Origin of the sequence: Mesobacillus sp. MER 48 (assembly GCF_023714225.1) — a bacterium.
GTDB classification, from domain to species: Bacteria; Bacillota; Bacilli; order Bacillales; family Cytobacillaceae; genus Mesobacillus; species Mesobacillus oceanisediminis_A.
Map to the genome: position 1 here is coordinate 1,000,328 of NZ_JAMAUR010000001.1, position 20,196 is coordinate 1,020,523.

Genomic DNA, 20,196 nt, shown 5'->3' on the forward strand with positions numbered 1-20,196 from the left:
GCCATTCTCAAGCTTTTCTATCCGTGTCTCATTTCCCAATAAGAAAAGGGCACTTCGCGAGGAAGCGCCCGTTTGATTAAAATTCCATAAGGGTTAAGACATCATAGCCCTCAAGTTTCTCGCGGCCATCCAAATAAGTCAGCTCGATTAGGAATGCGATACCAGCCACAATCCCGCCCAGTTCTTCAACTAGCTTGATCGTCGCTTCAATCGTTCCTCCTGTTGCGAGCAGGTCGTCGGTGATCAAGACTCTTTGCCCTGGTTTGATTGCATCTTTGTGAATCGTTAAAACATCGCTGCCATACTCAAGTCCGTAAGTGACCTTGATTGTCTCGCGCGGAAGCTTTCCTTCCTTCCTTACCGGTGCAAAGCCTACCCCATGTGCATAGGCAACTGGGCAGCCGATGATGAATCCACGGGCTTCGGGTCCGACAACAAGGTCGATGTTTTTTTCACGGGCATAGGCCACGATTTGGTCTGTAGCATATCTATAAGCATCACCATTGTCCATTAAGGTAGTGATGTCCTTGAATTTAATGCCGGGCTTTGGCCAATCGGGAACGATTGTTACGAATTGTTTCAAATCCATTGAATAATTGCCTCCTCATTTTTCACCGACTCTTGAATGAACTGGTCAAACCAGTTCTTCAACTGCTCATAGGGTGAATAGAGCAATTCATTTTCAAGAGTGAATGCTTGCACCTTGTGCTGATATGTTTTGGATTCAGAAAGATCCCTTTTGGGGACATTTTCTTTTAGTGAAATAAACCCATTGTTTATTTTAACAAAATCTAGTTCAAAAAACACCTGCGACATGAATTCTACTGTTTCTTTTGTCCATCCCCTATGCTTGGCCAATTCATCGCCATACCGTTTGAGGTCGAAGGGACCTTTCTTGGAAAGAAAAGCATAAAACCATTTGAAATGTTCCCTGGTCGGCATTGTCGTGAAGAAATCGCTATTTTCTTTGTAAAAATGAGCATAGATTCTTCCTGGATTCTTTTTGGCGAATAACCTTTCGAGAATATCCTTGGAAGGCGGCAGATCCAGCAAGACAACGAATGAATCGTTCAGCACAATCTGCTCTGCTTGTTCATCGGTCGCTACAAGCTGCAATGAATCTCCGATAATCGGAGAAAACTTATTTGTCGATTCAGCATTGAAGTGGATCCAGTGAACAGGCTGATCACCTGGAATCATGTCTGGAAGCTTTTCAATTCTTTTCAGTCCGCGGAAATCGAATAGCTGCCATGACCTTACGGCTAAATCCCTAAGGAAAATCTGCGGCTTTTTGATATTGTTCCATTCATTGATCGATAATTCTCCAATTACCGATAGTTTGGAGCTCGGTGAAATATGCTCATGCAGGTGGCCAAACCCAAATCCGATTCCATCAATCACCGTACCATTTTCCTCAAGCGCCAATTTCAGATGGGATTGGTCCGCTCCTATTTTTCGGAGGGTAGAAATGTTCGCCCCGTCAACCAGCACCTTTGGCTTGGGATTGCTGACACCATATGGAGAAAGGAGGCCAAGCTCATTGATCGTTTCTATTGTAATCTCTTTAACATCTATTCTGGCATCTATATGTGACACCGGAATCAGATCTTCTTCCTTCAACTGCTCTTTTGCCAGCGCATTCAGCCTGGACCTTAATTCATCGACATTTTTAAGCTCCAGTGTCATGCCGGCAGCCATAGGATGACCGCCGAAATGTGGAAGGATATCCCTGCATGTTGATAGATTTTTAAAGAGGTCAAATCCGGCAATACTTCGGGCAGATCCCTTCGCAAGCCCCTTTTCATCATCAAAACTGAGTACAATCGTCGGCCGATAATATTTTTCTACCAGCTTGGAGGCTACGATTCCGATTACACCGGCATTCCAGCCTTCCTTGCCCACAACGAGTACTGGATTATCTTCGATAGGATAACGCTGTTCCACTTCACCAATAGCTTCTTCTGCAATCTGGGCAACAATACTTTGCCGCTCTTTATTGATTGAATCAATTTCTTCGGCCAGCATTTTTGCCTCTTCAGAATCCGATGTCATCATTAATTGTACTGCCGGGTCTGCACTTCCTAAACGGCCTGCTGCATTGACCCGCGGCCCGATCATGAAACCGATCGTTTCTTCATCAATTGATGACCGGTCTGTTTTGGCGAGCTTAAGCAGCGCATTCAAACCTGGCGTCTGGCTTAACTTCAGTTTTTCAATGCCTTTAATTGCGATCAGCCTGTTTTCCCCAAGCAACGGCACCAGATCGGCAATCGTACCTATGGCAGCAAACTCCAGCAAATGCTCAGGAAGTCGGCCAAGCAATGCATGGGCAACCTTGAACGCTACGCCGACCCCGGCCAAATCCTTAAAAGGATAAGCACTGTCCTCCAGTTTTGGATGAATGATGGCAAACGCATCAGGCAAGACAGGACCTGGTTCATGATGATCGGTTATGATAAGGTCGATGCCTAATTCCCTGGCCACATTTGCTTCATGAAGAGCTGAAATGCCGGTATCGACAGTGATGATCAGCCCGACACCTTTTTCAGAAGCAGCTCTGAAAGCTTTTTCGTTTGGGCCATATCCTTCTGTAAAACGGTTCGGTATGTAGTAGTCGGCGTTGGCACCCAATTCAACCAATGCTTTCATCATGACCGTCGTACTGCTTACACCATCAGCATCATAATCTCCAAACACCCAGATGGGCTCCTGTGTCTCAACTGCCTTATTGATTCTCTCAACTGCCTTGTCCATATCCTTCAGCAAAAAAGGGTCGTGAAACTCACCTTTTTGCGCAAATAAAAAATACCGGGCATCTTCCACGGTATCCAGTCCGCGATTGACTAGCAATGAAGCCGTCAGAGGAGTTACGTTCAGGTCTTTTGCAAGTGACTCTATTTTTATCATATCGGATTCTTTAACAATCCATCTTGATTTTGGCTTTAACATACGTTCACCTCTCAGCTTTATCATTATACAAAAGCGAAAGGACTGTTTCAATGACAATGAATGCTAACCGGCTTATTATTTCGTGTCACGGAATGCATCGGTTCCTAAAAAAAGCATATAAAATGGCAGCCTTTTTCATGCTGCCATTTGCGGATATCAATGAATATCCTGTATTTGTTGTTCTTGTACTTGTTCCTCTTGAGCTGTTTCCTTTTGGGCCAGCTGTTCTTCCAATGACCTGTTTTTCTTTTTCAATGTTTTTACCTCACGTTGAAGGACAAACATCCTGAACAGGCCCACTGAACCAACAATGAGTCCTCCCATCAATACCGAACCCAGAATGACCAGGATCAGCGGCCATTTAGCTTCCCCAAACAAATAGTTCACTGTTACCGGATCGACATTGATGACCGCAAATACGGCAACAATCAATGCAAAAGCAAACCCCAGCAGCAACGTCCATTGAAACTTCATGTTTTCCCCTCCCTTTTTGCTATTGAATCTCTACGTTATCATCGAATGTTCCACTTTCACTGTATGGATTTATATGGACCATGACATTTTGGACATTCTTGTTCTCCATCAGTTTCTTTTTCACACATTTTCCAATCCGGTGGCCCTGTTCAACGGTGATATGCGGATCGACAGATATCTTCAAATCAATAATCACATAGTGTCCGTGCTCCCTTGCATGCAACTCATCCAGTTTCTTTACTTCCGGGATCGATTGGACGATGGTTTTGAATTCCTCTGTGTCCTCATCATGCAGTACATGGTCAAGTGTGTTATGGATAGACTCCTTGCCAAGCTTCCAGGCCATCCTGATAACTAGCAAAGCAACTAGCAAGCCTGTCACTGGATCGGCATACTCAAGCCAGCCAATCCCAAACTTGCCTCCCAGGACAGCAGCACTGATTCCAATAAGAGCGGCAATAGAGGAATAAACATCTGACCTATGCTCGTATGCATTGACAATCAACGCATCACTTTTCAGCTGTTTCCCCAATCTATATTTATATCTGAACATTCCCTCTTTTACGATAATCGAAACGATAACAGCTACTATGGCAATGGATTTAGGTGCTTCGATGGGCTTGAAGAAGGCTTCAAAGGACGATCTGCCGATTTCAACACCCACAAGCATCAATAGGACGGCTACGATGATGGCCGCAATGGATTCAGCTTTACCGTGTCCGTAAGGATGATCTTCATCAGGTGGAGCCTTCGCCGCCTTCAAACCTATGTATACAGCCAGTGATCCGGCAACATCCGAGGCAGAATGGACAGCATCCGCAACAAGAGCCTTACTGTTAGCGTATATGCCAATGCTCCACTTCAGTGCAGCAAGTATAATATTACCTACCACGCCAACCATTGCAGCAAACTCTGCCTTCTTAAATCGAACATCTTTTTCCAATGTGAAAATTCCTCCCTGCGCTGACTTTTGATGCAATCGATATACTTTTCTGCCATCTTTATTCTTTCGGTATTCGTTTTATTTTATCCTGTAAACTGGGTGTTCTAACCAAAAACGAAAAAATACCACGGGAAACCCCGTGGTATTTTTTTATAGCTTATATTAAACTTGCGGCTCATCTGAGTAGACTTTCTTTTCCTTGTAAGTCTTGATGGTGCCTTTTTTCTTAAGTTCTTTGACCTTCCATACATACCACAGCTGTGCCGCGATGAAAATGGAAGAATAAGTACCGGCAATCAAACCAACAAGAAGCGCGAATGAGAAATTCCAGATGGATGCACTTCCGAAAATCAACAGCGCAACGACAGTTATGACAACAGTCATAATTGTGTTGACAGAGCGGCCTAGTGTCTGCCGAAGCGAAGAATTGACGACATCCGCAATTTCTTCCGGTGTCTTCAAACGTCTCTTCTTCACCATATTCTCGCGCATCCGGTCAAAAGTAACAATGGTATCGTTGATTGAATAACCAACAATCGTCAGGACGGCGGCGATGAAGGTGATATCCACCTCGAGCCTGGTCAGGCTGAATAAAACAATGATAAAGAATGCATCATGGAGCAGTGCAAGGACAGCTGCCAATGCCATGTAAATTTCAAAACGGATTGTTACATAGATAATGATCCCCACGGAAGCGATGGCAACAGCAATCATGGCGTTTTTAGCCAACTCTTTTCCGATTGTCGGCGATACAGTCCCGACATTCGGCTCTGCTCCATAAACGTCCTTAAAGTGGGATTTCAGCTCAGAAATCTCTTCCTTTGATAGAACTCCTTTGAACCTGGCCACACCGATTTCGCCGTTCTCGCCAGATATGACGATATCATCCGTCTCGAGGTCTACCTTTTTCAGCTCATCCTTAACCTGTTCAGCTGTAAGCTTGCTGTCAGATAGGAGTTCCACCCTGGTCCCGCTCGCAAAATCGATCCCAAGGTTGAGTCGGAATGCGAAAAGCGCAATCAAACCTATGATGACTAATACAGCTGTAGCCGTAAAGAATTTATTCCTGTTTTTTATGAAATCAAAACGGTCGAATTTAGTTTTCAAATCCAGTGTATCCACACCTTCAGAAATATCATGGACTTCACTTCGCTTTACCCCGAACCATTGTGGTTTGTTCTTGAATAGTCCGCTGTTAACGAGCAGGCCAAGGAAAAGTCGGGCTCCGAAGACTGCGGTGATGAAGCTTGCCAGGATACTGATAATCAGCATTGTCGCAAAACCTTTTACAGAGCTTGTCCCATATGCGAACAATACGATTGCAGCAAGCAATGTTGTCAAGTTGGCATCGAATATCGTCGACAGGGAGCCTTTGCTTCCCGCTTCAAAAGCCGCTTTAATATTCCGTCCAACCTTCAATTCCTCTTTGATCCGTTCATAGGTGATGATATTGGCGTCTACAGCCATTCCCACACCAAGGATCAATGCGGCAATACCCGGAAGTGTGAGGACGCCGTGCATCCAGTCAAATACGAGCAGGATTAGGTAAACGTAGATAGATAAAGTAATAGCTGCCACTATACCAGGCAAACGATATAAAACCAGCATAAAGACGAATACAGCAAGGACACCGATGATTCCTGCGAATATTGTTTCATCCAATGCCTGTTCACCGAACTTGGCGCCTACAGATGTTGAGTATGTTTCTTTTAGATTGACCGGCAATGAGCCTGCGTTCAGCAAAGAGGCAAGCTGCTGGGCTTCTTCGATTGTGAAATTACCGGTAATTTCAACATTTTTCTGATTCAGGATTTTATCTACATTAGGATTGGAAAGGAATTTAGGATCAGGCTTCATCCTTTCTTCCTTGTAGGAATCCTTTCCTTCCTCGAAATCAAGCCAGATAATCAGTTGATTTTCAGGAGCCATATCACGAATTTGCTTCGTGATTTCACCGAACTGGTCCCCATCTTTTAAAGTGATTGAAATACTAGGTTTGTTTTGCTGGTCAAAGCTCTGCTTTGCACCGTTTTCCTCCAGGTCACTTCCATCCATCATGATGCGGTCGTTCACGTCACGGAAGGTAAGATTCGCTTCGGTAGAAAGGATTTCACGGGCTTTGTTCTGATCCTTGACACCAGCAAGCTGGACGCGGATCCGGTCATCCCCTTCTATCTGGATGTTCGGTTCACTGACACCTAGAACGTTAACCCTGCGTTCAAGTGCTTCCGCAGTACTCTTCAAGGTTTCCCGGTCAACTTTTTGTCCTTCTTTTCCATGCAGAGGCGAGACTTCATAAAGAACTTCAAAGCCTCCCTGAAGATCAAGACCAAGGTTGATATTCTTCAATATATTCTGGGTTGTTGCACCCATGGCACTTCCGATTAAAATAACCAGCAAAAAGAAGGCCAAGATGCGGCTGCGTTTAACCATTATGTATAAATCCTCCTTATTCTTCGCACAAAAACACATGCTGCCAGACAAATAAAAAAAAGACTTAATGAAAAAACTTTAACCAATTTATAGCATACTAATTATGTATCAGTTTAAAAAAACTGTCAATTAGGCTTTTTCCGTTCTCTTCATCAGGAAAGCTTTACATGAGAAGAAAAAATCGGGTTCCGTCTTTTTCGGGTTCTATTACAAACTTAATGCTACTTCAACAATTCCTTCATCTCTTCTTCGTTATCGAATGCAATATCTCCAAGTTTGAAAGCTTCAACTGTTGTGAAATTCATGACGTCACCGATTTTTGCAGATAAGATATCAGCAACAATTTCATATAGTTGGATGTCTTCTTTTGGTTTTTTCCACTTTTTCTTGGTCAGGTATGCCCATAGATCAGGTCCATTCACCTGGTCATAACCGAATATTTTGAATTCTTCGATTTTGCTTTCAAGAGCCGGCTTCACTTGCTTGTAATACCGTCCATACTGATGGCTTTTTTCCATCATCTGGCCTCCTCGTTCAAATTTTCTGGTTTAATGTTTTAACCTTGTCATGCTTTGTCCACTTTCCTGCATATAGTTAATTGTATATGAAATATGCATTTTTGAGAAGGCAGGGAGCGGAATGTCGAAGTTTTTAAAAGGAACATTTATTTTACTTATAGCCGGGCTCATCACAAGGGTCCTTGGTTTTATAAATCGAATTGTCATTGCCCGCTTTATTGGCGAAGAGGGTGTTGGCCTCTATATGATGGCCTTCCCTACCATGGTGCTCGTTGTGACGATTACCCAGCTGGGCCTCCCGGTCGCGATTTCCAAAAATGTGGCAGAAGCTGAGGCAAAGGGTGATTCCCGAAAAATCAAGAAGATTCTTGTCGTTTCTCTGGCTACGACCGTCTCACTGTCCATCTTATTTACACCTGCTCTCATCCTGCTTGCACCATACTTATCGGAAACATTGTTCACAGATCCAAGAACGCAGTGGCCGCTATTGGCGATTGCGCCGATAGTTCCGATTGTGGCCGTATCCTCCGTTCTTCGCGGCTACTTCCAGGGCCGGCAGAATATGAGGCCATCTGCCATATCCCAGGTAATCGAACAACTTGTAAGGATCACCTTGATCGCTGTTTTGACAAAAACCTTCATGCCTTATGGGATTGAATATGCTGCGGCAGGTGCCATGATCGCTTCAGTGATTGGGGAGCTAATTTCCTTGATTTATTTAATGACCACCTTTAAGCTCAGGAAAAAGTTCCGGCTGCGGAAGAATTTTTTCGGGTTTGTCCATTCTGGAAAATCGACCTTCAATGAATTAATGAGGATTGCTTTGCCAACAACCGGTTCAAGAATGATTGGCTCAGTTTCCTGGTTTTTCGAACCTATCGTAGTTGCTCACAGTCTTGCGATAGCCGGTGTGGCAGCTGTTGCTGCTACCAAACAATATGGAGCATTGACAGGTTTCGCAATGCCGCTGCTGTTATTGCCTTCCTTCATCACCTATTCTCTGTCCACATCCCTTGTTCCGGCAATCAGTGAAGCGAACTCAAAAAAGAACATGAAGGTGATTGAGCACCTCCTTCAGCAATCATTGCGCTTCTCCTTATTAACAGGCGGCCTTGCGATCGTGGTGTTATATGTACTTGCTGAGCCTTTGATGACGTTAATGTACGGGAGTTCAAATGGTTCTCAATTCATCAAGCTGATGGCTCCATTCTTCCTGTTCTACTATTTCCAGGGTCCGCTGCAGGCAGCACTGCAGGCTCTTGATTTGGCAAGGGCAGCGATGATTAACAGCCTGATCGGAAACCTGGCAAAAACCGCAGTCATCTTCCTTCTGGCAAGCCAGCCTGCGTTTGGCATCAATGGAGTCGCCCTGGGAATGGTCATGGGAATCGTCCTGATTACCCTTCTCCATTTTGCGACGATGCTTAAGGCTGTTTCCTTCAGCTTTTATGTAAAAGATTATTTAAAGTTATTTACCATCATCATTCTTTCTGGCTCATTGGGTTTCCTGCTCTGGGATTGGCAGGGTGAAGAGCTGGGACTATCATTAAGAATTCTTGCCAATGCTGGAGCGGTTACAACCCTCTATTTCTCACTGTCAGTTGCTCTTGGTTTAATCAGGAAAAATGAGCTTATGAAACTGCGGTCAGTCCTAATGTCTTTTTTTAGAAGGACGTATAGTTAAAAAACGTGGACAATGAATCCACGTTTTTATTTATCTTTGAGATCGATATAAAATTTTCCGTTTTGGTAGCTGCAAAAAGAGATCTCGCCGGGATCTTCATACCCCTTATTCCTAAGTTTCTCCAGCATCCAGGATCTTGATTTGTCGATCATATCAAGATTATCTTCCTGAACCTCGCCATCGATGATCAGCGGCAGGGCCAGACTGCTGTTGTCCTGCTGATCATCATAATTTTTCTGGAATATAGATAGGGTACCAGACGGCTCTAATATGGCATACTCCACATCGGAAATGTCTCCAACATCTTTTTCCCGTAATTGAAGCAGCAGATCGTCAAAGTTATACCTTTGCGATCGCATTGCCTTTTCATCAATCTTCCCATTATTAATAATGATTGTCGGCTTTCCATCTACAATATCCCTGAACTTTTTGCTTTTGAGAGAAAGGAGTGCCAATGTAATCTGGATAATGACAAGAATACTGATTGGGAGAAGGGTATTAATCAACGGATCTTTCGTGTTTTCTATGGCCAGGGAAGCCATCTCAGCGATCATGATATAGACAACCAAATCAAGGATGCTCAATTCACCGATTTCCCTTTTTCCCATTAAACGAAAAATCAACAGGATTAATAAGTAAAGGAGCAATGTCCTAAAAAGGATGATGAAGTACTGTTCCACTTTTCCCCCGCCCTTCTTCTTAAAGCATTCCTCCTTAGTGTTTTATTTTCCGCTGAAAAAATACTGACAGTTTCTGCTTTTTCAACTGACTGTTAATGAAAATCTGATTCTAATTGTCCATTTACCTGAATATGCTTGTACTAGGGTTTTCCCGGTTGCAGGGGAACAGAGACTAGAGAGGAGAGGGGTTAATGGAATCGAAAAGTTTGGGCAGGGCCGTCCTTTACGGAGTGATTGCCATTTTTTTATTGGCAATCGTGAGCAGTTTTATATTTTCACTTCTGCTGAAATTCACTTCAGTCCAGGAATCATCGCTTCAATACGTGATGACATCCATCTCATTTTTATCGATTTTTATCGGGGGATTTATCACCGGCGGGAACGGCAAAGAGAAAGGGTGGATAATTGGAGGAGGAACAGGCCTGGCTTATTCCCTGATTATTTTCTTGTTTCAGTATCTGGGATATGACAGTCTATTTTCGCTGGAACAAGTCATCTACCATGTTTGTTACATCCTCACCGCGATGATGGGCGGCATACTCGGGGTGAACATCGTAGGCGGCACCTCTAAAGCATAAAAAAGAAGCGGGCAAAAGTCCGCTTCTTTTTTCGCAAGTAAAACATTTTACATTCTGAATCTGTTAAGAGCGCATCCGCTTTACATTATACGCCCGCTGATTCTTTGACGTCGCGGATTGCCGCGCGGTCATATGTAAGACGGCTTCCGTCACCACATTTGATGACAACAGTACCTTCATCAATTCCATCAACGATTCCATGCAAACCGCCGATCGTGACTACCTTATCCCCTTTTTGCAGGTCACTCTGCATTTGCTGAACCGCTTTTTGCCTCTTTTGCTGCGGGCGGATCAACAAGAAGTAAAATAATACAAACATCAGCAATAACGGGAATACTGTACCTACCAATCCTTCCATTCGTTTCCCCTCCTTTCATGGTCAAGGCTGCCGAAGCTTTTGATGCCAGAACAGCCTCATTAAAAAGCAGTTTATTTAGAAGTTTTTGGCGTTAGGCTTATTGAAACCATACTGCTCAAAAAACTCATCTCTAAAATCCCCCAGACGGTCTTCACGAATCGCCTGTCTGACCTGCTCCATTAAGTTTATCAGAAAATGAAGATTATGATAAGAAGTAAGTCTAATTCCGAATGTTTCATCCGTTTTAATCAAATGACGGATGTATGCCCTGCTGTAATTTTTGCAAGTATAGCAGTCACAGTTCGGATCCAATGGGCCAAAATCACGCGCGAACTTGGCGTTCTTGACAACCAGCCTGCCCTCGCTTGTCATCAGCGTGCCATTCCGGGCGATACGTGTAGGCAATACGCAATCAAACATATCGATACCTCTGATGGCGCCATCAATCAAGGAATCCGGTGAGCCAACTCCCATCAGGTAGCGAGGCTTGTCGGATGGCAGCCATGGAGTGGTGAATTCTAGTACCCTGTTCATGACATCCTTCGGTTCTCCGACTGACAGGCCGCCAACTGCATAGCCAGGAAAGTCCATAGAAACCAGGTCCTTTGCACTCTGCTTCCTCAGTTCTTCGTATTCACCGCCCTGGACAATCCCGAATAATCCCTGGTCCTGCTGACGCTGATGTGCTGTCAGGCAGCGCTCGGCCCAGCGGGATGTCCTTTCGACTGACTTTTTCATATAATCATATTCCGCTGGATATGGCGGGCACTCATCAAAAGCCATCATGATATCGGATCCAAGAGCGTTCTGAATCTCCATCGCCTTTTCAGGGGAAAGAAATAGCTTGTCACCATTCAAATGGTTGCGGAAGTGGACGCCCTCTTCTTCGATTTTTCTGAACTCGCTTAAAGAGAATACCTGGAAACCACCTGAATCAGTGAGAATCGCGCGGTCCCAGTTCATGAATTTATGGAGGCCTCCAGCTTCTTTGACGATTTCATGGCCTGGTCTCAGCCAAAGATGATAGGTGTTGCTCAGGATAATCCCGGCACCCATCTGGACCAATTCCTCAGGTGACATCGTTTTGACTGTCGCCAGGGTTCCAACGGGCATGAAGACAGGGGTTTCGAAAGAGCCATGAGGTGTATGCACCCGCCCTAGCCTCGCTCCTGTCTGCTTACAAGTTTTAATTAATTCGTAACGGATTGCTGACAATGTTCAAGCTCCTTCCAGAAGTCCAAAGTTCATTTAATGTGTTTTTTACTATAGAATCAGCATCGCATCTCCGAAACTGAAAAAGCGATATTTTTCCTCAACTGCTTTATTATAGGCATTCAGGACATTTTCCCGTCCAGCCAAAGCGCTGATCAGCATGATCAGTGTAGACTTCGGCAAATGGAAATTGGTGATCATCCCATCGATAGCCTTGAATTCATAACCAGGATAGATGAAGATGCTTGTCCAGCCATTTTCAGCGACAAATTTACCATCATTCGCTGTGGCGATCGTTTCCAGTGTCCGAGTCGATGTCGTTCCCACTGTGATGATTCTGCCGCCCTGTTCACGAACTGTGTTTAAAAGCAATGCCGTACCTTCGGTTACCTGGTAAAATTCTGAGTGCATATCGTGCTCCTCGATGGAATCAACACTCACAGGCCTGAACGTTCCCAGTCCGACATGGAGAGTAATAAAAGCGATATGGACGCCCATCTCCTTGATATCTTCCAACAGGCTCTCTGTAAAATGCAAGCCTGCAGTCGGCGCCGCAGCAGATCCTCTTTCCCTTGCGTAAACCGTCTGGTACCTGTCCTTATCCTCCAGCTGCTCTTTGATATAAGGAGGAAGCGGCATTTCTCCAAGCTGTTCGAGTACTTCATAGAAAATGCCTTCATAGGAGAACTTCATGTTCCTGCCGCCATGCTCGGCTTCTCCGGTGCATACCGCTGTCAAAAGGCCGTCGCCAAAAGTGATTTTCGTGCCTTCCTTCACTCTTTTCGCCGGTTTAACAAGCGTTTCCCACTCATCATCCTCAAGCTGTTTCAGAAGCAGCACTTCAATCTTTGCTCCGGTATCCTCTTTCAAGCCAAAAAGCCTTGCAGGAAGCACCTTGGTATCATTCAGGACGAGGCAATCACCTGGCATAAGATAGTTTTTAATGTTCTTGAAAATATCATGTTCCAAGCTGCCCGTTTCTTTATTCAAAACCATCAGTCTGCTTTCCGCTCTTTGTTCAAGCGGAGTCTGGGCAATCAGTTCCTCCGGCAAATGAAAATCAAACATATCTACTTTCATGATGTCACCCTTACTAAGTTTCTATAAATTTTTAATGATCCTTGATTATCTGAATCGGCCGATCAAGTAAAAGATCGCTGATAAGATGATACTTGCCAGAATGGAAGTGACAATTGGAAAGTAAAAGGTTGTGTTTCCTTTTTTAATGACAATGTCCCCTGGCAATCTTCCTATATTGATAAACTGCATAATGAAGCCAATGATGAAGATGACTGCTCCGGCGATCATGACGAATTTCGCTGCTCCTGTCATCGTTCTGGCACCTCCATTTCAAAATGTCGGTATACAGCCTCCGTTACAATTCTTCCCCTTGGGGTCCTTTGCAAAAACCCGATCTGCAATAGGTAGGGTTCGTAAACATCTTCTATGGTCTGAGATTCTTCTCCGATCGTAGCAGAAATCGTCTCTAAACCGACCGGGCCGCCTCGGTATTTTTCAATGATGCCCTTAAGCAATTTATGGTCTATATGGTCAAGGCCCAAACGGTCGACCTGCATGAGCTCCAATGCTTCCCGGGCAAGTGTTTCCTCGACCGCACCATTGCCCCGCACCTGCGCAAAGTCACGCACACGCTTCAACAGGCGATTGGCGATCCTTGGTGTCCCCCGCGATCTTCTCGCGAGTTCCTGGGCCGCAAGCCAGTCAATTTCCGTCTCCAAAAGTTCAGCTGTCCTGACCACAATATCAGTTAGCTGTACCTCATTATAGTATTCCAAACGACTCAATACTCCAAACCTGTCTCTTAATGGTGCTGACAGAGAACCAGCACGGGTTGTCGCACCAACGAGCGTGAATGGGGGCAGATCAAGCCGGACAGAACGGGCACTCGGCCCTTTTCCGATGACGATATCAAGGCAGAAATCCTCCATTGCTGGGTAAAGCACTTCTTCAATCGTTCTCGGCAGCCTGTGAATTTCATCAATGAACAGAACATCGCCAGGTTCCAGAGCAGTCAAAATAGCCGCTAAATCACCAGGTCTTTCAATCGCCGGCCCTGAGGTTGTCCTTAGATTGACACCCATTTCATTGGCGATGATCGCTGCCAGTGTAGTCTTTCCCAGGCCGGGTGGCCCATAGAGGAGTACATGGTCAAGCGTTTCACGCCTCATTTTTGCCGCTTTAATAAACACCTCAAGATTGGCCTTCACTTTATCCTGGCCGATATATTGTCTTAGAGTCTGGGGACGCAGGCTTTGCTCAAATGAAAGATCCTGGTCGCCCGCTTCACTGGAGATGATTCGTTCTTCCATCTGTTTTCACCTCTTTATGCTGGATAATCGAACCTGCTGGTCAACTGGTCTGTTATCACTTAGTTTACTTTAAAAGCTTTTGCAATGCTTTTTTGATGTATTGGTCTGTTGTCAATTGTTCCTTTTTCAAATCTGGTGTGATTTTGCGGATTTCCTTTTCCGAGTAACCAAGTGCCTTTAATGCCAGTAGCGCTTCATCGAACTCATTGGACTGGGAAATTGTCGCAGCCACCTCATCAGCATTGAATAGATTAGGGAAGTAATCTGGAACCAGGTCATGCAATTTTCCTTTTAGATCAAGAATCATTTGTCTCGCAGTCTTCTTGCCTACTCCAGGAAACTTGACCAGGAACGATTCATCCTCATTTTCTATCGCCTGGACCACCTGGCCCGGTTCTCCCGACGCAAGGATGGCCAGTGCCCCTTTCGGCCCGATGCCGGAAACATTCAAAAGCCTGGTGAAAAGCGCCTTTTCTTCCCGGGTCTTGAACCCGTAAAGCGAAATGAGGTCTTCACGGACATAATGATATGTAAAAATACAAACCTCTTTGCCTGCTTCTTTTGTGAACACAAAAGGATTTGGCGTCATTATTTGATAGCCAATACCCCCGTTTTCAACCACTATATATTCAGGACCGACAAAATCGACGGTACCTTTTATGAATTCATACAATACTCTCGCCCCTCTGCTTTGCTGTAACTCATTTTAACATACTCTTTTTAAAGGTATGAACAAAAATATGCAAAAAGGCGAACGTATGATCATTTATAAGAAAAGCGCAAGCGCCTTGGTCAGCCCCGACAAGCGTTGGAGGGCCGCCCGGTGAAGTCGCTCTTTGACTTCATCGGGCGGACCGAAAACGAAAAGCGGAGGCGACTGCCCAACTCCGACAAGCGCTGGAGGGCCTGACAGTGAAGTCGTTCTTTTGACTTCATTGGCAGGACCGAAGCGACTCGAGGAGTTAGGAGCCGCAGCTAGACAAACGTCTCGAGCTGCTCTAATCTAAGTGGATATATTATACTTTCTTATCCAGTAATAAAATCTCTAAGAAACCTTGGAAAACGCAAATAAGAGCCAGTCATCCCGGCTCTTCAATGTAAGTCTTTCACCGTATATGGTTTAAAGGTCTCCAAGACCTCCTCATAGCATTGTTTACTGCGGATCGGAATTCCCTTTTTCAATTGATCCCGCTTGATGCTCTCAAGTCTGCCAAGGTCGATTTGGAAGAACGATTGAATAATATTCGAACCATCAGGCCTTCCATTAAAAATAGTCAGTACCCCTTCATCTGACAGGCCGAAATATCCATTTGCCTTCAGAAGCGGTGAAATATCATCAACATCCTGCCTGAATACCGCCATCTTTGCATCCATATCTACAAGCTGCCATTTATCATATTTAGCCCAAAAATCTTCTAACGACCAAACCGTCTCCACGACCTTTTCCTCACTCATTTCACCATCAAGATAGATTCTCTGCAAAATGATTGTGACCTTAAGAGGTTCATTGAATTCATGGACTGCTTCACCAGGCTTCTCAGCATGAACCTGCCCTGGGGGAAGTACTGGACCAGCCCCTGATAAACTGATTAGGAGCAATACAGCAGTGCTGAACGCTTTGATTAAATTGATTGAAGCCATTGCCGTCCACCTCTCTTATTTGCCAAAAGTGTTTAAATTCTTTTTCACTACTAGTATAGCCAATCGACTTTTAATTATCCCTTTGCTGTATTGCTTGGAATAATTGCTTTTGAATACCGTTATAGAAGGATTGGGTTGAATGAGGATGATGTTGAAAAAACTAGTGTTTGTTTGCAGATTAGCGGACATTAAGGGTAGATAAAGGCACGTCCACAAATTATCGGAGTTTAAAAGTGTTAATTATGAAGAAAAAGCAGAATTAACTTAAATTATCGGTACATTGAAGGAATATATGGAACTTTTGTGACGATAATTCGGCTCTGACTTTGTTTATCTGCACATTAATGTGATTATTGTATCGATAATTCGGCTCTGGCCTTGTTTATCTGCTCATTAATGCGATTATTGTTATGATAAATCGGCTCTGGCCTTGTTTATCTGCTCATTGATGTGATTATTGTCCAAGCTCGATCAAAAAATGTTTCTTTGAGCATAAAAATAGAAGGCAAGATCGTGATCTGCCTTCTATTATTTATCAAGGATTGATATTGATGCTTTCACGCGGATTGCCATTTTTTCGGTCATAATCAATATTCCTTGTCCTGCTGAAGGTTCCCTCATCCTCGATGATGCGAAGTTCCCTGCCTTCGGTATATGGCAGTACTGCTTTTTTAATTTTCTTATCTGTTTGTTTTTTCAGCGACTTATCCTTGTAGGATACCGCAATTTCAACTTCGCGGCCGAACAGTACGGACCTCACCTTATCGACATTATCGACAGACTCTGCTGCAAGCGAGACCTTGCGTGCAAGTTTGTTATCCTGTCCGGTATTGGAATAAATACCTGCCTTGCCGCTCCCTCTGTGCTCACTTAAATGTCCATGGTAATTCAGATCTCCTCGGCTGTATTTATTGTCTTTTTGAAAAAAATTATGGTCATGATCTGAACGCGGAACGGTCGGGTTTGGAGGATTCCCATTTTCATCCCTCGACTGAAGCATCTTTCGCTTGCGACTTTCTTCAGCGGCACCTTCTTTGCCAAAATTATGGTCAAATAGCTCCGTAAGTGCCCCTTCCCTGTCATCCATTACATCGACTTCGTTTCCTTTTTCATTCGAATAATAACCAAGTGGCTGGGCCTGGTTCCTGTTCGTACTTTGAACAGATGCCTCATTATTTCCGTTGCAGGCTGTCAGACCTAACGCAAGCAGTGAGGCTAAAGGAACGAACATCATTTTCTTGTTCAAACGAAAAACCCCCATCCTAGCTAAAATGAGCATTCTTCTTAATGCTCATTTATTAGAGTGCGGATGGGGATGGGTTTTCATTCTGACAGATACGTCCAAATCACTTCCAAGTATTAAGCTGGGATTTAACATCTACCTGGAATTTTTTTCTTTGCTGGAACTGGTTTATCGTCATATCAATCAGAGGAGAAAGTCTGTTTGGTGATAAATGATTTCTTTCTCTGAACATCCTGTTCCATTCCCTCAGGATATCTGCCGGGTACAATAGGCCGTATAAAAACGATTCATAACCGAGCCATTTTTTAAAATGACCGATTTTTTTCAGAGAGTCAAATTCCCAGTCCAGAAAGGGCAGGATTCGATTGGCATACTGGAGCATATCGTACGCTCTCGGGCCCAGGCTGATCAAATCATAATCAATTAAATACAGCTTTCCCTCTTTTGATCGAAGAAAATTATGATGGGCAACATCGCCATGAAGGATTGCTGGCGGTTCTTGTTCAAGCTCTTTTTTTGAAGCATCAAAATGTGTTAACGAAACATCGGCCCAATCCAGGAGCTCATCTGTGATGGCGTTGTTCACATAAAAATGGACAGCTTGCAAATTTTTGGTGAATTCGTTCTTTCGATGATCCCATTTTCTTGCCAAATCCGCTTTAGGAAGCATCCCTGCATAGGAAGGTGCCAGCAATGAAGTATGTTCATGGAATTTATCCAGGAGCGTGATTCCTTCTTTTCTGTCCGCCTGTTCCCCATAATCAAATCGATTTTCATGATGGTCAATGTACTCAATAAAGCCGTAAAATAAACCCTGGAATTGAAGAGTTGTGTTCATCCTTAAAAATCTGTATGAGGAGGCAAAGCCGGTTTGCCTCAATGAGGAAGCAAATGCCTCCTGGATCTTTAATTTTCGTAAATCTTTATATCCTTTTAAAATGAGGCGGGTGTCCTCTGTTTCAACAAGATAGACATTGCCCCTCAACTGTTTCATGCCATGAATTTTGACATCCAGTTCGCTGTTGAAATAAGAGAAGAGACGATTGAAAAAATAATCGTCTCCCCCTCTCCTGATGTTAATATTCATTGCTCTCTTCGTCATTATATCTAGGCATTGGCATTCCGTATCCTCCACCCATTGGACCTGCTTCATAAGGGTTCATAAATCCCTGCGGTCCCATGCCCATTGGGTAGCCATGGTGAGGGTACATATGCATTCCTGGTGCACCTGGATAGCCGCCGTAAGTCATCATTTGGTATGGGTTCATTCCAGGACCCATCATACCATAATGGCTGCCCATTGTGCCGCCACACCCGCAATCGCCTCCAGCAACAGCACCTGGAACTTGCTTAGGCATCATTGGAGGCTGCATCATTCCGCCGACTTGAGGTGCCATTTGATTATCCATCATTCCGCCTACATGCGGCATTTGATTATCCATCATTCCACCGACCTGCGGCATCATAGGCATTTGTCCCTGCATCATTCCGCCGACCTGCGGCATTTGGTTTTCCATCATTCCACCGACTTGTGGCATCATCGGCATTTGTCCCTGCATCATTCCGCCGACCTGCGGCATTTGGTTTTCCATCATTCCACCGACTTGCGGCATCATTGGCATTTGTCCCTGCATCATCCCGCCGACCTGCGGCATTTGGTTTTCCATCATTCCACCGACCTGCGGCATCATCGGCATTTGACCCTGCATCATCCCGCCGACTTGCGGCATTTGGTTTTCCATCATTCCACCGACCTGCGGCATCATCGGCATCTGACCCTGCATCATCCCGCCGACCTGCGGCATTTGGTTTTCCATCATTCCACCGACCTGCTGCATCATCGGCATCTGACCCTGCATCATCCCGCCGACTTGCGGCATCTGAGGCATCATTGGCATTTCAGATGATTCATCCTCCATCATGCCGCCTACTTGTGGCATTGGCTGATTATCCATCATTCCGCCGACCTGCGGCATATATGGCATTTGTTGCGGCTGAGGGATGTAGCCTGGGCCAGGCATAACAGGTGAAATAGGCACCCCATAAAAAGTCGGTCCAGTCATCTGCGGTGGAGCATAATGTGGCATGTTTTCACCCATTACCGGGCTCTGCATATTTGCGAAAGATGAGGATTCCATGTCCTCTGCCGGCAATGCCATGTTAGGCATCATATCTGGATACTGGGAAATTCCCTGCACCTGAGGGTATGGCATTTGTTGGGTTCCTGGATAACCATAAGCAGGACCTGACATTGAAGGTGCACCTGGATAACAATTATATGGGTATGGGATCATAGGCTGCTGGTAACCTCCTTGAACGAATGGCATCATTGATGGTGATTCATCCATGTAAGCATTCTTTTCAATTTTTATATCTGGTTTAATTTCTGATTTTACATTTGGCTTTACCTCTGCTTTTGGAGGCAGGGGCTTAAGTTCCGATTTTACCTGTGGTTTGATTTGCTTAGCCTCTGGTTTAAATTCCGGGAAAATGTTAGTTGGTTTTGGCGGGAGCTGCGGCTCCGCTTTTGGCTGGGCTTTTGGCAGTGGCTTTGGCTGTGGTTTTGGCTGTGGTTTTGGCTGTGGCGGGAGCTGCATATTAGCCATATTCATCATATAGTAATTGTTAATATCAATTTCCGGCTTGATTTGTACAGGCATTTTAGGTTTATATGGTTTAACTGGCTCTTCCTTTGGAGCAGGTTTAGGCATTTCCACCTTCGGCTGTTCCTTAACAGGAGCCTCTTTTGGTGCTTCTTTCTTTACTTCTGGAATTGGCATTGGTTTCTCTTTGGCAATCGGCATTTCCTTTTTGCCACCCATATTGATTTTTGCTTGAGGCGTTCCACCTGCGATGGGAGCTTCTTTCTTTATTGTGCCTCCACCAGTTGGAACTTTTATTTTCATACCGGGCATAATCATATCAGGGTTGCTGAGCTGGGCGTTCATCTGTTTCAGCTCTTCAAAGTTCACGCCGTACTTTTTGGCGATCTTCCAAAGAGTATCCCCTTTCTGTACGATATGGATTTTCACTCTGATTCCCTCCTATGGCATAAGTCCATATATTCTATGTTGGTGTGGGCAAATTGCTAACAATCTTCAAAAAAACTTATGCTTCTATGTAAATAAATATGTTTTTCGCCGTAAGATTAAG

Annotated in this window: 19 protein-coding genes; 2 read left to right on the top strand and 17 right to left on the bottom strand. The window is 44.5% G+C overall.

Annotated features, from left to right (window positions below):
- Positions 1-76 precede the first annotated feature (76 nt).
- The 6 genes from M3593_RS05155 to M3593_RS05180 form a co-directional block, all read right to left on the bottom strand.
- Positions 77-589 (bottom strand): adenine phosphoribosyltransferase, encoded by a 513-nt coding sequence (locus M3593_RS05155; protein WP_144476093.1) that lies wholly within the window; start codon positions 587-589, stop codon positions 77-79.
- Entirely contained in the window at positions 580-2,949 is a 2,370-nt protein-coding gene (gene recJ, locus M3593_RS05160) for a single-stranded-DNA-specific exonuclease RecJ (protein WP_144476092.1), read from the bottom strand. The genes M3593_RS05155 and recJ overlap by 10 nt, the downstream gene beginning before the upstream one ends.
- Positions 2,950-3,105: 156 nt before the next feature.
- A complete protein-coding gene (locus M3593_RS05165; protein ID WP_144476091.1) occupies positions 3,106-3,423 on the bottom strand; it encodes a LapA family protein in 318 nt (105 codons plus the stop codon).
- 19 nt (positions 3,424-3,442) lie between these two features.
- Positions 3,443-4,366 (bottom strand): cation diffusion facilitator family transporter, encoded by a 924-nt coding sequence (locus M3593_RS05170; RefSeq protein ID WP_144476090.1) that lies wholly within the window; start codon positions 4,364-4,366, stop codon positions 3,443-3,445.
- A gap of 162 nt (positions 4,367-4,528) precedes the next feature.
- Positions 4,529-6,799, bottom strand: a complete 2,271-nt coding sequence (gene secDF, locus M3593_RS05175) for a protein translocase subunit SecDF (protein ID WP_251540979.1) — start codon at positions 6,797-6,799, stop codon at positions 4,529-4,531.
- A gap of 221 nt (positions 6,800-7,020) precedes the next feature.
- The gene (locus M3593_RS05180; RefSeq protein ID WP_283903875.1) at positions 7,021-7,320 is read right to left on the bottom strand and encodes a post-transcriptional regulator; all 300 of its coding nucleotides are present in this window, start codon (positions 7,318-7,320) and stop codon (positions 7,021-7,023) included.
- 118 nt (positions 7,321-7,438) lie between these two features.
- Between M3593_RS05180 and spoVB the strand changes: the two genes are divergently transcribed.
- Positions 7,439-9,001, top strand: a complete 1,563-nt coding sequence (spoVB, locus tag M3593_RS05185) for a stage V sporulation protein B (RefSeq protein WP_251540981.1) — start codon at positions 7,439-7,441, stop codon at positions 8,999-9,001.
- 26 nt (positions 9,002-9,027) lie between these two features.
- Here the strand turns inward: spoVB and M3593_RS05190 are convergent, their stop codons facing one another.
- A complete protein-coding gene (locus tag M3593_RS05190) occupies positions 9,028-9,681 on the bottom strand; it encodes a DUF421 domain-containing protein (RefSeq protein ID WP_144477773.1) in 654 nt (217 codons plus the stop codon).
- 191 nt (positions 9,682-9,872) lie between these two features.
- Here M3593_RS05190 and M3593_RS05195 point away from each other — a divergent pair, with 191 nt between their 5' ends.
- A complete protein-coding gene (locus M3593_RS05195) occupies positions 9,873-10,259 on the top strand; it encodes a TIGR04086 family membrane protein (RefSeq protein ID WP_144477771.1) in 387 nt (128 codons plus the stop codon).
- Positions 10,260-10,344: 85 nt separating this feature from the next.
- On the opposite strand, the gene yajC is transcribed toward M3593_RS05195, so the two are convergent.
- From yajC to safA, 10 genes are all read right to left on the bottom strand, one after another.
- A complete protein-coding gene (gene yajC / locus M3593_RS05200) occupies positions 10,345-10,617 on the bottom strand; it encodes a preprotein translocase subunit YajC (RefSeq protein ID WP_144477769.1) in 273 nt (90 codons plus the stop codon).
- Positions 10,618-10,692: 75 nt separating this feature from the next.
- Positions 10,693-11,832 (bottom strand): tRNA guanosine(34) transglycosylase Tgt, encoded by a 1,140-nt coding sequence (tgt, locus tag M3593_RS05205; RefSeq protein WP_144477767.1) that lies wholly within the window; start codon positions 11,830-11,832, stop codon positions 10,693-10,695.
- Positions 11,833-11,880: 48 nt separating this feature from the next.
- Complete coding sequence (queA, locus tag M3593_RS05210; protein WP_144477765.1) at positions 11,881-12,909, bottom strand: tRNA preQ1(34) S-adenosylmethionine ribosyltransferase-isomerase QueA; 1,029 nt, start codon at positions 12,907-12,909, stop codon at positions 11,881-11,883.
- Between the two features lie 45 nt (positions 12,910-12,954).
- Positions 12,955-13,161 carry a DUF2905 domain-containing protein gene (locus M3593_RS05215; protein ID WP_144477763.1) on the bottom strand — a complete coding sequence of 69 codons (207 nt, stop codon included), beginning with the start codon at positions 13,159-13,161 and terminating at the stop codon, positions 12,955-12,957.
- Positions 13,158-14,159, bottom strand: a complete 1,002-nt coding sequence (gene ruvB, locus M3593_RS05220; RefSeq protein ID WP_144477761.1) for a Holliday junction branch migration DNA helicase RuvB — start codon at positions 14,157-14,159, stop codon at positions 13,158-13,160. The genes M3593_RS05215 and ruvB overlap by 4 nt, the downstream gene beginning before the upstream one ends.
- Before the next feature lie 64 nt (positions 14,160-14,223).
- Positions 14,224-14,832, bottom strand: a complete 609-nt coding sequence (gene ruvA / locus M3593_RS05225) for a Holliday junction branch migration protein RuvA (protein ID WP_251540983.1) — start codon at positions 14,830-14,832, stop codon at positions 14,224-14,226.
- A gap of 419 nt (positions 14,833-15,251) precedes the next feature.
- Entirely contained in the window at positions 15,252-15,782 is a 531-nt protein-coding gene (locus tag M3593_RS05230) for a BofC C-terminal domain-containing protein (protein WP_395883516.1), read from the bottom strand.
- 553 nt (positions 15,783-16,335) lie between these two features.
- Positions 16,336-17,046, bottom strand: a complete 711-nt coding sequence (locus tag M3593_RS05235; protein ID WP_251540986.1) for a YhcN/YlaJ family sporulation lipoprotein — start codon at positions 17,044-17,046, stop codon at positions 16,336-16,338.
- Positions 17,047-17,146: 100 nt separating this feature from the next.
- Positions 17,147-18,130, bottom strand: a complete 984-nt coding sequence (locus tag M3593_RS05240; protein ID WP_251540988.1) for an aminoglycoside phosphotransferase family protein — start codon at positions 18,128-18,130, stop codon at positions 17,147-17,149.
- A complete protein-coding gene (gene safA, locus M3593_RS05245) occupies positions 18,120-20,075 on the bottom strand; it encodes a SafA/ExsA family spore coat assembly protein (RefSeq protein ID WP_251540997.1) in 1,956 nt (651 codons plus the stop codon). Before safA ends, M3593_RS05240 begins: the two co-directional genes overlap by 11 nt.
- Between the last annotated feature and the right edge of the window lie 121 nt (positions 20,076-20,196).